The sequence below is a fragment of the Rickettsia endosymbiont of Ixodes pacificus genome (assembly GCF_000965155.1).
GTDB lineage: Bacteria > Pseudomonadota > Alphaproteobacteria > Rickettsiales > Rickettsiaceae > Rickettsia > Rickettsia tamurae.
This window is the reverse complement of sequence record NZ_LAOP01000001.1, coordinates 1,418,392-1,432,842: the sequence shown is the minus strand read 5'-3', so window position 1 is coordinate 1,432,842 and position 14,451 is coordinate 1,418,392. Positions and strand designations below refer to the sequence as shown.

The following is a 14,451-nucleotide window of genomic DNA, read 5'->3' as shown; positions in this document are numbered from 1 at the left end:
TTATAGCATTATTGTGTATTGAATTACTGGACCCCGTGGTCAAGCCACGGGGTGACAGGGGTAGACAATTCACGTATCAAAATAGTAAAAAATTAATTTAATGACCAAAGCATATAATATCATTCATCATAAATTTGACGTAGTAGTTGTAGGTGCGGGCGGAGCAGGTCTTCGTTCTGCATTCGGTATGGCTAAAGAAGGGCTAAATACCGCCTGTATAACTAAGCTATTTCCAACCCGTAGTCATACTGTGGCTGCTCAGGGCGGAATTAGTGCGGCTCTTGGGAATATGGGCGAAGATGATTGGCGTTGGCATATGTATGATACGGTAAAAGGTTCTGATTGGTTAGGCGATCAGGATGCCATCGAGTATATGTGCAAAAACGCTCCCGATGCGATTTTAGAGCTTGAGCATTGCGGTGTACCTTTTTCAAGAACCGAAGAAGGAAAAATTTATCAGCGTCCTTTTGGCGGTATGACTACGGAGTATGGTAAAGGAAAAGCAGCTCAGCGTACATGTGCTGCGGCAGATCGTACGGGGCATGCCATACTTCACACTTTATATCAACAGTCACTAAAACATAAAGTGCAGTTTTTTGTTGAGTATTTTGCTATTGATTTATTTATGGAAGATGGTGAATGTAGAGGTGTAGTTGCGTGGAATTTAGATGATGGTAGTCTGCATTGTTTTAGAGCTCATAATGTAGTGCTTGCAACGGGCGGATACGGGCGTGCTTATTTTTCGGCGACGTCTGCTCACACTTGTACGGGTGACGGGGGCGGTATGGCGATTAGAGCCGGTCTTCCACTGCAAGATATGGAGTTTGTACAGTTCCATCCGACCGGTATATATTCGGCGGGCTGCCTTATTACCGAGGGAGCAAGAGGTGAAGGGGGATATCTCGTTAATGCAAACGGAGAGCGTTTTATGGAGCGTTACGCTCCTGCTGCAAAGGATTTAGCTTCAAGAGACGTAGTTTCAAGAGCAATGACCATCGAGATTCGTGAAGGGCGAGGAGTCGGCGAGCATAAAGATCATGTATTTTTGCATTTAAATCATTTATCGCCTGAAATTTTACATAGCCGTTTGCCCGGTATCTCTGAGACGGCTAAAATTTTTGCCGGTGTGGATGTCACTAAGGAGCCGATACCGGTACTTCCTACGGTACATTATAATATGGGCGGGATACCGACTAATTACCACGGTCAAGTCATAATCAAAGACGGTACGAATCATAATAGCGTAGTAAAGGGACTCATGGCAATCGGTGAAGCGGCTTGCGTATCGGTACACGGTGCTAATAGGTTAGGGTCAAATTCTTTGCTTGATTTAGTAGTGTTCGGTAGAAGCTCTGCATTAAAAGCGGTAGAGCTTATTAAGCCTGCGAGTCCTCATAGGCCTTTAAAAGAAGAAAGCCTTGAAAAGGTTATTAATAGATTCGATAAAATACGTCACGCTAACGGTAATATTTTAGTTGCAGATTTAAGGCTTAAAATGCAAAGAACTATGCAAAGCCATGCTTCGGTATTTAGAATTCAAGAGGTACTAGATGAAGGAGCAGGAATGATTAGCGAAATAAGAAGCGGCTATAAAGATATAAAAATTAACGATAAATCTTTGATTTGGAATAGTGATTTAGTCGAAGCATTAGAACTAGATAATCTACTTGATCAAGCTTTGGTTACGGTATATTCAGCAGCTGCAAGAAAAGAAAGCAGAGGAGCTCATGCACGTGAAGATTATCCTGATCGTAATGATGGAGATTGGATGAAACATACTCTTAGCTCTATCGATGAAGCGGGTAAAGTAGTTCTTGATTATAAACCTGTAACATTAACCACTTTAACCGATGAAATCAGTGCAATTCCACCGGCAAAAAGAGTGTATTAATTAATGTTCTTATGTCATTCCTGCGAAAGCAGGAATCTAGAAACCTTTAATGTCATCCCGCGATTTAATCGCGGGATCCAAAAATCCTTATTTTTCTAGATACCGCGGTCAAGCCGCGGTATGACAAGAAAAAAATATATATTAAAAATGTTTGAGTATTTAACAAAATTCTATCCAAAAATCCTTTTTATTGTAGAGGGAACTTTGGTAACTTTAAAATATAGCGTTATTGCCGTTATATTCGGTTTAGTAATAGGGATGCTGCTCGCTATTTGTAAGGTAAATAAAAATCGTGCTTTAAGGTTTTTTGCAAATTTCTATACTTCTATTTTCAGAGGTACTCCTTTATTAATTCAATTAAGTATTATTTATTTTGCATCGCCGTATATAATAGTGGTTAAATTTAGCGTGTTTACGGCAGGTGCTATTTCTTTTTCTCTTAATTCGGGAGCGTATGTTTCCGAAGTAATCAGGGCGGGGATTAATGCGGTTGATAAAGGGCAGTTTGAAGCGGCTGAAGCTCTTGCTATTCCAAAGTTTTTAATAATGAAAGATATAATCCTGCCGCAAGCAGTTAAAAATATTTTTCCGTCATTAGTAAATGAGCTTGTAAATTTGATTAAAGAATCAGCCATTATTTCTATGCTTGGAGAAATGGATTTAATGCGTAGAGCACAAATTGTATCAATTGAAACATATAATTATTTTTTTCCAATGCTTATTGCTGCGTGCTGTTATTATATTTTAGTGATGTTAATCAGCTTTATAGCAAAAATAATTGAGAAAAAAATGATTATTAATTAAAACATACTTGCTTTTATGGAAAAAGTAATTATAATTTAAATTTAGTGTAATTTACAAATTCTTATAATTTGTATTTAGAAATGATTTAAAATAAAGGGTGGAAGTATTTTTCCACCCTTTAATTATCGTATATATAAGTTTTTTTTGGAGTATTTTTTTTAATGCCGACATATAATCAATTAGTACGTTTTGGGAGAAAGTCAAAAACTCGTAAGACCAAATCTCCTGCCTTAGAATCTAATCCTTTTAAAAGCGGTGTTTGCCTAGTTGTAAAAACCGTTACCCCTAAAAAGCCTAACTCTGCACTTCGTAAGATCGCAACGGTACGTTTAAGTAATAAAAGAACCGTAAATGCATATATTCCTGGTGAAAAGCATAGTGTAAAGGAGCATGATAAGGTATTAGTAAGAGGCGGTCAGGTTCCTGATCTTCCGGGGGTGAAATATCATATCGTACTCGGTGCTTATGATATTGCCGGAGTTAAAGGACGTAAGCAAGGTCGTTCACGTTACGGTGCTCCTCGTAAACAAGTTACAGTTACAAAAAAATAAATTATTAGTTAGAGAGAAAAAATAAAATGTCACGTCGTCACGCCGCGGAAAAGCGAGTAATTTTACCTGATATGAAATATAACAGTATTTTACTGTCAAGATTTATCAATAATATTATGAAAGAAGGGAAGAAAGCCCTTGCAGAGAAAATTGTTTATTCAGCCTTTAATAAAATTGAAAAGAAGCATAGAGTTGATCCGTATCAAACCTTTAATAATGCTATGCATAACGTGAAGCCGCATTTAGAAGTAACTTCGGTTAGGGTTGGAGGAGCTAATTATCAAGTTCCGACGCATGTTGATGAAAGAAGAGGATATGCTCTTGCTAGCCGTTGGATTATTAATGCTGCGTCAAAACGTTCTGAAAAAATGATGATTGATAAACTTGCCGAAGAGCTGTTTGAAGCTTCTAATAATAGAGGCGTCGCCATTAAGAAGAAAGAAGATACTCATAAAATGGCTGAAGCTAATAAAGCTTTCTCTCATTTTAGCCCTAAAAAAATGAAATAAGGTAGGGTATAATGAGTAAAATAAATAAACTTGAGCATATTCGTAATATCGGTATATGTGCTCACATTGATGCCGGTAAAACCACAACTACCGAACGTATTTTATATTATACTGGTAAATCGCATAAAATAGGTGAAGTTCATGAGGGCGGTGCTACCATGGACTGGATGGAACAAGAGCAAGAACGCGGTATAACCATTACCTCAGCTGCTACTACTTGTAGATGGCAAGATAAAATAATTAATATTATTGATACTCCTGGGCACGTTGACTTTACTATCGAAGTAGAGCGTTCGCTTCGTGTTCTTGACGGTGCGGTTGCAGTATTTGACGGTGTAGCAGGTGTTGAACCGCAGTCAGAAACGGTTTGGAGGCAAGCAGATAAATATAATGTTCCTAGAATGTGTTTTGTCAATAAAATGGACAGAATGGGAGCAGATTTTTATAGATGCGTTGAAATGATCAAAGATCGTTTAGGAGCAAAACCGCTTGTTATTCAGTCGCCTGTAGGGATTGAAGAAAATTTTAAAGGTATAATTGATCTTGTCAAAATGAAAGCAGTGATTTGGAAAGATGAATCACTTGGAGCTGAGTATTTTGAAGAAGATATACCTGCCGATATGAAAGATAAAGCTGAAGAATATCGTGCTAAATTACTTGATATGGTTGTTGAGTTAGATGATCATGTTATGGAAAAATATTTATCAGGTGAAGAAGTAACAGAAGAAGAGATTAAAAGATTAATCAGAAAAGGTACTATTTCAGCAGCATTTTATCCGGTTTTATGCGGTAGTGCTTTTAAAAATAAGGGAGTACAGCCTTTACTTGATGCCGTAGTAGATTTCCTACCTTCGCCTATTGATATAGGTATAGTAAAAGGTATGGAAGTAAGTACCGGTGAAGAAAAAGATTACCCTATTTCGGTAACTGAGCCTTTTGCAGCTTTAGCATTTAAAATTATGAATGACCCGTTTGTTGGTTCATTAACTTTTATTAGAATATATTCAGGTAAAATTACTTCAGGAACAACTGTTATTAATACCGTAAAGAATAAAAGAGAAAAAATCGGTAGAATGCTATTAATGCATGCTAATAATCGTGAAGACGTAAAAGAAGCATCAGCAGGTGATATAGTAGCTTTAGCAGGTCTTAAAGATACTACCACCGGTGATACATTATCCGATATTGATAAGCAAGTAATCTTAGAAAGAATGGAATTTCCGGAGCCGGTAATTGAGCTTGCGGTAGAACCTAAATCAACAGCCGATCAAGAAAAAATGGGCTTAGCACTTTCTCGTTTAGCAGCAGAAGATCCATCATTTAGAGTTTCAACTGATCATGAAACAGGACAAACAGTGATAAAAGGAATGGGAGAACTCCATTTAGAAATTATCATTGATCGTATGAGAAGAGAGTTTAAGGTTGAAGCAAATATCGGAGCTCCTCAAGTAGCATATCGTGAAACTATAACAAAAGCTTGCGAAATTGATTATACCCATAAGAAACAATCCGGCGGTGCAGGACAATTTGCTCGTGTAAAAATTATTTTTGAGCCTCTAAAAGAGGTAAAAGATCTAAAAGATGAAGATAAAAATAAAACTTTTGTCTTTGAAAGTAAAATCGTCGGCGGTGCCGTGCCTAAAGAATATATACCAGGTGTTGAAAAAGGTTTAAATAATATTAGAGAAACCGGTGTTATTGCCGGTTATCCTATGATTGATTTTAAAGCGACTTTAGTTGACGGTGCGTTTCATGATGTAGATTCTAGTGTACTTGCGTTTGAAATTGCTGCAAAGGCAGCCTTTAGAGAAGGAATGCCGAAAGGTAATCCTAAATTACTTGAGCCGATTATGAAAGTTGAAGTTATCACTCCTGATGAATATATGGGTGATATTATAGGCGATTTAAATAGTCGTAGAGGGCAAATTCAAAGCATGGATCCAAGAGGGAATGCTCAAGTAGTTACTGCGAATGTTCCTTTAGCGGAAATGTTTGGGTATGTTAATACGCTTAGGTCTTTATCTCAAGGTAGAGCTCAGTTTAGTATGATATTTTCTCATTATGATCAAGTGCCGAGTCAGGTAGCTGATATTATTAAAGCTAAAAAATAATTGATGGATCTAATTAGATATAATTAATGTCATGTCTTGCAAAAGTAGATGTTGTTTTACTGTGACAGCTTATAAATTAGAAGTACCGATTATTATAGTAATTTTTTAATAATAACAAATATTTTAAATAAATTTATTGATTTTTTATTAAAAATATGATAGGAGTGTAGCTCAATTGGTAGAGCACCGGTCTCCAAAACCGGAGGTTGCGGGTTCGATGCCTGTCGCTCCTGCCATTATAGATTTAGAGCTTTTTTGCTATAAAATATAGAATTTTTACAAAATTCGCTTATAGAGAGAAATTTGAAAGATATACTTCACCTCAAATCGCAGCGTACATACTAGTACGTGAGAATCCCAGTGCTGGATCATCGTCTCAATTGCCTCTAGAAGTAGAATTTTGTAAGAAGTCTAATAAATTACCTAACAAAAATATGTTTAAAGAATATAAAATTTATAAGTTTTTTGAACAAGTTAAACAAGAAACTTATAAGGTAGTTTGGCCAACTAGAAAAGAGCTTGTTGCTTCAACATTAGTAGTGGTAGTAGCAGTTTTTATTTTTAGCCTAATTTGTTTGGTACTTGATTATAGTATACATAACATAATGCAGCTTTTGCTTAATATCGGCAAATAGTAGTATAAGGAATAAATTTGTGATAGAACAGAGTATAGATAATATATTGCCTTCTTCTAAAAAAAATGTAAAGCAGTGGTATGTGGTACATACGGCATCAGGAGCAGAGAAACGCATTAAAGAAGATATGCTTAGAAAAATCGCTAAACAGAAAATGACAGATTTTTTTGAAGATATATTAATACCTGTTTTTGGAGTTTCTGAAGTTAAACGTGGTAAAAATGTCAAGGTAGAAAAAAAACTAATGCCGAGTTATATCTTGATAAAGATGAATATGACTGATAAATCTTGGCATTTAGTGAAAAATATATCTGGAGTAACCGGCTTTTTAGGAAGCAAAACCACGCCAAAAGCTCTTACAGAAAGTGAAATACAAAATATTTTTAATAATTTGGAAGCAGAAGCTAAAGAAGCAAAGAATTCTAAATTGTATGAAGTTGGTGAAATAGTGGCTGTTACAGATGGTCCTTTTGAAACTTTCATGGGTACAGTAGAAGAAATAGATCAAGAAAAAAATAGGTTAAAAGTTTCAGTTTCAATATTTGGTAAAGCAACTCCAATAGAACTAAATTTTAATCAAGTAAAGAAAAATGATTAAAAGTTGGACTAAATACGGTTTATAAATTACTTAAGCTGTATTGTACGAATGTTCAGGATGTCATTGTTGCGGGATAATGAGTCGTCATTGCAAGCAGACGTAGGCTGCGTGGCAATCTAGAAGAAATAATAAAAAATTCTGATTTACAGAATTTTTTTCTTCCTTGCTTTGTCAAAACTTACAGTTTTTCCTCGCAATGATGGGAAAAACGATCCATGCAATTGTTACAAAGTAATATTAATTTAAGAGAAAAATAAGGATATTTATAAATGTCTCAGAAAGCAATAAAAGGTTATATTAACTTGATAATTCCGGTTGCCGGAGCCACCCCTGCTCCTCCTATAGGACCGGCCTTAGGACAAAGAAAAGTTAATATTGCAGCATTTTGTAAAGATTTTAATGATGCTACGCAAGGTATGGAAAAAGGAGTGCCTTTGCCGACTGTAATTACTGTTTATGAAGATAGTAGTTTTTCTTTTAAAATAAAAACTCCTCCTGCTTCTTACTTTTTAAAGAAGTATGCTAAAATTACTAAAGGTTCTAGTGCTACTAAGAAAGAAGCCGTAGTAGGTAAAGTTACTATGGATGATTGTCGTGAAATTGCAAAGTTAAAAATACCTGATTTAAATACAAAAAATATTGAAGCAGCAACAAAAATTATTTGTGGTAGTGCTGCATCTATGGGACTTGAAGTGGTAGGGAATTAATTATTATGTCAAATAAGAAAGATGTTGCCGTAAAAATTAGCGGCGGTAAAAAAATAAGAGAAGCTAGAGAAAAAGTAAAATCAGATACTTTATATAATTTAACAAATGCAGTTGAACGATTAAAATCAGCATCATATGTTAAATTTGACCCAACCTTAGAAATAGTTATGAAGCTTGGAATTGATCCTAGGCATTCCGATCAAATGGTACGCGGTGTAGTTAATTTACCTGCCGGTACAGGCAAAACTGTAAGAGTTGCCGTTATTTGTAAAGAAGAAAGAGAAGAAGAAGCTAAAAGTGCTGGAGCAGATTTAGTAGGTTCAACAAATATCATTGATGAAATTAAATCAGGGAAAATTAATTTCGATGTATGTATAGCTACTCCCGATATGATGGCAGCTATAGGTTCAGTTGCAAGAATTTTAGGACCAAAAGGTTTAATGCCTAACCCTAAACTTGGTACCGTAACTTTAGATATTAAAAATGCTATTAAAAATGCTAAAAGCGGTCAGGTAGAATATAGAGCAGAGAAAGCAGGTATAATTCATGCAGGGCTTGGAAAATTATCTTTCTCAGACCAAGATTTATTAAAAAATTTAAATGCGTTTATTGAGGCAGTAATTAAAGCAAAACCTGCCGGATTAAAAGGAAGTTATTTAAAAGCAATGTATTTATCTTCTACTATGGGAACATCGGTACAAATAGATTTAACTAGTATAGCATAATTTTTATAGCCGTTTAACGGTAGTATAGTAATAATAAAAAAATTTTGTTATTTTAAGCATTTGTATCAGTTTAAATATATTAAACTGTATTATAAAAGGAGAATTAAAAGGTGTTAAGATCAGAAAAACCGGTAGCAGTAGAGGATATTGTAAACATTTATAAAGAATCGCCCTCTGTAATTATTACTCATTATCACGGGTTAACCGTTAGTCAAGTGAGTTCGCTTAGAGAATCACTTAAATCTAAAGAAGCAGGTTTTAAAGTAGTTAAAAATACTTTAGCAAAAATAGCTGCAAATCAAACAGGGCTTGATAGTATTGCTAATTTATTTGCGGGTCCTACTGCTATTGTTTATTCTAAAGAACCGGTTGAGATGGCAAAATTAGTAGTTAATTTTGCTAAGGCTAATGATAATCTTAAGATTATTGGTGGAATAGTCGATAATCACGTGTTAGATGAAAATTCAATAAAAGAACTTTCTAAGCTATCTTCACTTAATGAGCTTAGAGGTAAAATTGTTGGGTTATTACAAGCACCGGCTACTAAGTTTGTAGGTGTTTTACAAGCTCCGTCTTCGAGTATGGCGAGAGTAATACAAGCACATGCTAGTAAAAATTAACTTAAAGGTTACTGCATCAGATATTTTAATTGATAATTAAAGAGCTTTTATAGTGAAAATTAATAAGATTTTTGTCGAAATAATTGTTCTTATTTTAAAAAAATCTTATAATTTGTAGCAAAAAAGAATTTAATTAACTTTAAAATATCTGATGCAGTAATCTCTCAATATAAAAAAAAGTAAAAAGGAAAAAATTATGGCAGATTTAGCTAAAATTGAAGAACAATTATCATCATTAACATTAATGCAAGCAGCTGAGCTTGTGAAAATGCTAGAAGAAAAATGGGGTGTATCTGCAGCAGCACCTGTAGCTGTAGCAGCTGCTGGCACTGCAGCTCCTGCGGCTGAAGCAGTTGCTGAAAAAACTGAGTTTGAAGTAGTTTTAACAGCTGCCGGTGACAAGAAAGTTGAAGTAATTAAAGTTGTGAAAGATATCACGGGTCTTGGTTTAATTGAAGCTAAGAAATTAGTTGATGAAGCTCCAAAGCCGATTAAAAGCAATGTGAAAAAAGCAGAAGCTGAAGAAATCAAAGGTAAGTTAGAAGCTGCTGGAGCAAAAGTTGAATTAAAATAATTATTTCTGCACTAGGTCCTGTAAAGAAAAATTATTCGTATTTTTAGATATTTTTAAGTAAAAATTAATAAGATTCTTGCTGGAACAGTTATTTCTATTCCAAAAAAATCTTATAATTTTCAATAAAAAACAACTAAATATAGATTAATTTTTCTTTACAGGACCTAATGTTTTTTGCATTACAGATGAAATATTTTATAGCTTTAAATTAAATTCTTAAAATCTAAAAAGCCTTATTTTAGTAATTAAATTTGAATAAGGCTTTTTAGATTTTAAGAATTTAATTTAAAGCTAATTTAAGTTATTTTTTTGAAAGGATAAAGCTATTACATTAAAAATCTTATTAATTAAAATAATTTTGTTAACGTACCATACGTCTAGAAATTTAAATTATTGAAATTTTCTAGGTTCTGTGAACATTTATAATTGATTTTTAGTGAAAATTAATAAGATTTTTGGGAGTATAGTTGTTACTATTTCAAAGAAATCTTATAATTTATAGCTAAAAAGAGCTATAATTATGATTATTCTATTATAAAATGCATAGAACAATCACTTCAATACGGGCAGTAATTTTATCAGTCAGGAGATTATATGGTTTCATTAAGGGATAATATAGAAGCACAACCCTTGTCACATAATAGAAGAATAAGAAAAAATTTCGGTCACATAAATTTAGTAGCAGATATACCGAATTTGATTGAAATTCAAAAAAATTCATATGAAAAAAACTTTCTACAGTTAAATATTAAAGATTCTGAAAGAAAAAACAAAGGTTTACAATCTATATTAAACTCAATTTTTCCTATTTCAGATTCCTCCAATATTGCTAATTTAGAATTTGTAAAATATGAATTCGATACTCCAAAATATGATGTAGAAGAGTGTAGTCAAAGAAGTTTAAGTTATGCTGCTCCTCTTAAAGTTACTTTAAGATTAAGTATTTGGGATATAGATGAGGATACCGGTGCTAGAGAAATTAAAGGGATTAAAGAGCAAGAAGTATATATGGGTGATATCCCATTAATGACTAAAAACGGTACTTTTATTATCAACGGTACGGAAAGAGTAGTTGTATCACAAATGCATCGCTCACCTGGCGTGTTCTTTTATCATGATGAAGGAAAAGTTCACTCTTCCGGCAAGCTTTTATATTCTGCTCGTGTTATTCCATATAGAGGGTCTTGGCTTGATTTAGAATTTGACGCTAAGGATGTTATTTATTTCAGGATTGATAGAAAAAGAAAGCTTTATGCTACTACTTTGCTTAGAGCTATAGGTATGAGTACTGAAGAAATTATAAAATTTTATTATAATTCAGTAACTTATAAGCTTGTTAAAAATAAAGGTTGGGCGGTTAAATTTATACCTCAGCATATTACTGCTCATCGTTTAACAAGTGATTTAGTAGATGCAGATACCGGAAATGTTCTACTGAAAGCAGGACAAAAAATTACCCCACGTTTGGCTAAAAAATATTTTGGGGAAGGGCTTAATAATATTTTAGTAGCTCATGAAACTTTAATCGGCAAATATCTATCCGAAGATTTAAGAGATCCTGCAAGCGATGAAGTATTAGCAAAAATCGGTGAAATGATTACTGCTGATATGTTAAATGTTATTAATGATCTTAAAATTAAAAATGTTAACGTATTAGTAATCAATCCTCAATCCGGTCCATATATAAGGAACACCTTATTTGCTGATAAAAATCAGGATCGCGAGGCAGCATTATGTGACATTTTCAGAGTTTTAAGACCGGGCGAACCTGCTAATATCGAAGCGGCTGAAAGCCTGTTTTATAATTTATTCTTTGATGCGGAAAGATATGATCTTTCAGAAGTCGGGCGAATAAAAATGAATTCTAGGTTAGAGCTGAATATTTCTGAAGAAGTTACGGTTTTAACAATTGATGATATTAAAAATATCGTAAGAGTTTTAGTAGAGCTTAAAGACGGTAAAGGTATCATAGACGATATTGATCATTTAGGTAATAGAAGGGTTAGATCGGTAGGTGAATTGATAGAAAATCAATTTAGAATAGGTTTAGTCCGAATGGAAAAATCTGTAATTGAAAGGATGTCGGCAGGTGATGTTGATACCGTAATGCCTCATGATTTAGTAAATTCTAAAATTTTAGTTTCAGTAGTAAAAGAATTTTTTAGTACCTCCCAATTATCCCAATTTATGGATCAAACAAATCCATTATCGGAAATAACTCATAAAAGAAGGCTGTCGGCACTCGGACCTGGAGGTCTTAGTCGAGATCGAGCAGGTTTTGAGGTGCGTGACGTACATCCGACTCATTACGGTCGTATTTGTCCTATTGAAACACCTGAAGGTCAGAATATCGGGTTAATTAACTCTATGGCTACTTATGCTAGAATAAATAAACACGGTTTTATAGAGAGTCCGTATAGAAGAGTTAAAAATGGGCATGTAACCGATGAAGTGGTATATCTTTCTGCTATTGAAGAAGGTAAATACAAAATCGGACAAGCAAATTCTAAAGTTGATAAAGACGGAAAGCTGCAAGGAGAGTTTATTAATTGCCGAGTTGAAGGCGGTAATTTTGTAATGGTAGAACCGCATGAGGTAGATTTCATTGATGTGACTCCTATGCAGGTAGTATCGGTTGCGGCTTCTCTTATACCTTTCTTAGAAAACGACGATGCTAACCGTGCTTTGATGGGTTCAAACATGCAAAGACAAGCCGTTCCTTTAATTAAAACGGATGCACCTTTTGTAGGTACCGGAGTTGAAGGGGTAGTAGCTAAAGATTCCGGAGCGGCAGTGCTTGCATTACATGACGGTATTGTTGAGCAGGTAGATTCAAATAGAATCGTGATTAGAACTCTAGAACAAAAAGTTGACGGTTCTCCTTCGGTTGATATTTATAATTTATTAAAATTCCAAAAATCCAATCATAATACTTGTATAAATCAAAAGCCTTTAGTTAAGGTCGGTCATTACGTTAAGAAAAACGATATTATAGCTGACGGTCCTAGTACGGATAACGGTGAAATTGCTTTAGGTAGAAACGTGCTTGTGGCTTTCTTACCTTGGAACGGTTATAATTTTGAAGATTCAATTTTAATATCCGAACGTATAGTAAAAGAGGATGTATTTACATCTATTCATATTGAAGAGTTTGAAGTAATAGCTAGAGATACACGCCTTGGTCCTGAAGAAATTACCCGTGATATACCGAATGTAAGTGAAGAAGCATTACGTCATCTTGATGAGGTCGGAATAATTTATGTAGGTGCAGAAGTAAAAGCCGGTGATATTTTAGTCGGAAAAGTAACACCGAAAAGTGAATCGCCTATTACTCCTGAAGAGAAGCTACTACGTGCTATTTTCGGGGAAAAAGCTTTTGACGTAAAAGATTCATCGCTGTATGTACCTTCCGGAGTTAGCGGAACTGTAGTAGAAGTAAGGGTATTTTCTCGTAGAGGTGTAGAAAAAGACCAGCGAGCTATTGCTATTGAAAAACAACAAATTGAAAAATTAGCAAAAGACAGAGACGACGAATTAGAAATTATTGAGCATTTTGTGTTTAGTTGGCTTGAAAAGCTTTTAGTAGGGCAGGTGATTATTAACGGTCCTAAGCAAGTAAAAGCAGGACAAACAATTACTAGTGAAATGCTAAAAGGTTTATCTAAAGGGCAATTTTGGCAGCTTACCGTGGAAGATGCAAATGTAATGAATGAAATAGAGCAGATAAAGACTCATTATGATGAGAAAAAAGATGCCCTCGATAAAAGACTCGCTACTAAAGTAGAGAAATTGCAAAGCGGTGATGATTTACCTCAGGGAGCTTTAAAAGTAGTAAAAGTATTTATTGCAACTAAGCATAAATTACAGCCCGGGGATAAGATGGCAGGAAGACACGGAAATAAAGGTGTTATTTCACGTATCGTACCTGAAGAAGATATGCCATTTTTAGAAAATGGAACTGTAATAGATATCGTTCTTAACCCTCTAGGTCTTCCGTCACGTATGAATATAGGACAGATTTTAGAAACGCATCTTGGGTGGGCATCAATAAATTTAGCAAAAAAAATATCCGAATTAGTCAAGGAATATAAAAATAAGCATATAGGTATTGAGCAGATTAAGAAATTCTTACTTGAGCTATACGGAGAGAATATTAATTATATACTTGAAAGATCGGAAAAAGAGATTATCTCTTTCTGTAATAAAGTAAGTAAAGGCGTACATTTTGCAACTCCTGTATTTGACGGAGCAAAAGTTCAGGACGTTAAAGATATGCTAAAACTTGCCGGTCAAGATCCTTCAGGACAAGTAAAATTAATTGACGGTAGAACCGGTGAATATTTTGACCGTCTAGTAACCGTCGGACAGAAATATTTGCTGAAATTGCATCATTTAGTCGATAATAAAATTCACTCCCGTTCTATAGGACCTTATAGCTTAGTAACGCAGCAACCGCTTGGAGGTAAGTCTCATTTCGGCGGACAGCGTTTCGGGGAAATGGAATGTTGGGCATTACAAGCTTACGGTGCAGCTTATACGTTACAGGAAATGTTAACGGTTAAGTCGGATGACGTAAACGGTAGGATCAAAACTTATGATTCTATAGTACGCGGTGAAAATAATTTTGAATCAGGCATTCCTGAATCATTTAATGTTATGATAAAAGAATTTAGATCTTTATGTCTTAACATAAAGCTTGAAGTAACTTAGAGTTAAGTGTATACTC

At 34.5% G+C, this 14,451-nt stretch carries 12 protein-coding genes and 1 tRNA gene; all 13 read left to right on the top strand.

Annotation, left to right across the window (positions count from 1 at the left end; all coding sequences use genetic code 11):
- Positions 1-100: 100 nt before the first annotated feature.
- The 13 genes from sdhA (at position 101) to rpoB (ending at position 14,435) form a co-directional block, all read left to right on the top strand.
- On the top strand, positions 101-1,891 hold the full coding sequence (sdhA, locus tag REIP_RS07595; RefSeq protein WP_045804209.1) for a succinate dehydrogenase flavoprotein subunit: 1,791 nt from the start codon (positions 101-103) through the stop codon (positions 1,889-1,891).
- Positions 1,892-2,038: 147 nt separating this feature from the next.
- Positions 2,039-2,695, top strand: coding sequence for an amino acid ABC transporter permease (locus tag REIP_RS07590; RefSeq protein WP_045804402.1), 657 nt, complete (start codon positions 2,039-2,041; stop codon positions 2,693-2,695).
- A 161-nt stretch (positions 2,696-2,856) separates the two neighbouring features.
- Positions 2,857-3,246 carry a 30S ribosomal protein S12 gene (rpsL, locus tag REIP_RS07585; RefSeq protein ID WP_045804208.1) on the top strand — a complete coding sequence of 130 codons (390 nt, stop codon included), beginning with the start codon at positions 2,857-2,859 and terminating at the stop codon, positions 3,244-3,246.
- Between the two features lie 26 nt (positions 3,247-3,272).
- Complete coding sequence (gene rpsG / locus REIP_RS07580; RefSeq protein WP_004996646.1) at positions 3,273-3,755, top strand: 30S ribosomal protein S7; 483 nt, start codon at positions 3,273-3,275, stop codon at positions 3,753-3,755.
- Between the two features lie 11 nt (positions 3,756-3,766).
- Positions 3,767-5,866: an elongation factor G gene (fusA, locus tag REIP_RS07575; RefSeq protein WP_023507506.1), complete on the top strand. Its 2,100-nt coding sequence runs from the start codon at positions 3,767-3,769 to the stop codon at positions 5,864-5,866.
- A 160-nt stretch (positions 5,867-6,026) separates the two neighbouring features.
- Positions 6,027-6,102 (top strand) — tRNA-Trp (locus tag REIP_RS07570).
- Between the two features lie 198 nt (positions 6,103-6,300).
- The gene (secE, locus tag REIP_RS10165; RefSeq protein WP_004996644.1) at positions 6,301-6,501 is read left to right on the top strand and encodes a preprotein translocase subunit SecE; all 201 of its coding nucleotides are present in this window, start codon (positions 6,301-6,303) and stop codon (positions 6,499-6,501) included.
- Between the two features lie 19 nt (positions 6,502-6,520).
- Complete coding sequence (nusG, locus tag REIP_RS07560) at positions 6,521-7,099, top strand: transcription termination/antitermination protein NusG (protein ID WP_045804207.1); 579 nt, start codon at positions 6,521-6,523, stop codon at positions 7,097-7,099.
- A 269-nt stretch (positions 7,100-7,368) separates the two neighbouring features.
- Positions 7,369-7,806, top strand: a complete 438-nt coding sequence (gene rplK, locus REIP_RS07555) for a 50S ribosomal protein L11 (RefSeq protein ID WP_023507508.1) — start codon at positions 7,369-7,371, stop codon at positions 7,804-7,806.
- Positions 7,807-7,811: 5 nt separating this feature from the next.
- Positions 7,812-8,531, top strand: coding sequence for a 50S ribosomal protein L1 (rplA, locus tag REIP_RS07550; protein WP_045804206.1), 720 nt, complete (start codon positions 7,812-7,814; stop codon positions 8,529-8,531).
- Positions 8,532-8,641: 110 nt separating this feature from the next.
- On the top strand, positions 8,642-9,151 hold the full coding sequence (gene rplJ, locus REIP_RS07545; protein ID WP_045804205.1) for a 50S ribosomal protein L10: 510 nt from the start codon (positions 8,642-8,644) through the stop codon (positions 9,149-9,151).
- 196 nt (positions 9,152-9,347) lie between these two features.
- The gene (rplL, locus tag REIP_RS07540; protein ID WP_023507511.1) at positions 9,348-9,725 is read left to right on the top strand and encodes a 50S ribosomal protein L7/L12; all 378 of its coding nucleotides are present in this window, start codon (positions 9,348-9,350) and stop codon (positions 9,723-9,725) included.
- A 594-nt stretch (positions 9,726-10,319) separates the two neighbouring features.
- Positions 10,320-14,435, top strand: a complete 4,116-nt coding sequence (gene rpoB, locus REIP_RS07535) for a DNA-directed RNA polymerase subunit beta (protein ID WP_045804204.1) — start codon at positions 10,320-10,322, stop codon at positions 14,433-14,435.
- The last annotated feature ends 16 nt before the right edge of the window (positions 14,436-14,451 follow it).